The organism is Streptomyces sp. WZ.A104 (assembly GCF_002382885.1).
Taxonomy (GTDB): domain Bacteria; phylum Actinomycetota; class Actinomycetes; order Streptomycetales; family Streptomycetaceae; genus Streptomyces.
In genome coordinates, this window is record NZ_NWVL01000188.1 from 1 (window position 1) to 521 (window position 521).

The 521-nt window shown below is 69.9% G+C and carries 1 protein-coding gene; it reads left to right on the top strand.

Annotation, left to right across the window (positions count from 1 at the left end; genetic code table 11):
* Positions 1–521, top strand: a 521-nt coding sequence (locus tag CIB93_RS37060) for a tyrosine-type recombinase/integrase (protein WP_218839823.1), incomplete at both ends; no start/stop codon positions are given.

Consider the following 521-nt stretch of genomic DNA (forward strand, 5'->3'; position numbering starts at 1 on the left):
CTCAACCCGGTGCCCGAGAACCGTGCCCGCAGGGCCGCGCTGTCCCACCGGTCTCCGATCGAAAGCCGGGCTCAGCACCGGCGAGGCCGACTGCGGCCCAAAGTCCCGGTCCGCCAGCCGCGGGCCCTGCCCGACGAGCAGTGGGACGCGCTGTTCGAGCAGATGAAGTGCGCCCGGGACCGGGCTTTGCTGTCCTGCTACGTGACCTCCGGCGCCCGCGCCTCCGAATTGCTGGGCGTTCAGCTCGGTGACATCGACTGGCAGAAGGGACAGCTCTGGGTGATCTCCAAGGGCACCCGGGCCAGACAGCCAGTCCCGGTCTCCCCGGAAGCACTCGCCTACCTCGCCGCCTATCTGGACGAGAACGGCTTGCCGGATGCCACGGTCCCGATCTGGCGCACTCGACGGGGCGAGAGCCGCCCGCTGACCTACTGGGCGGCCCGCCGGATCATCCAGCGCGCAGACGAGAAGCTGGGCATGAACTGGACCCTGCACGATCTTCGGCACACAGCCGCCACCCG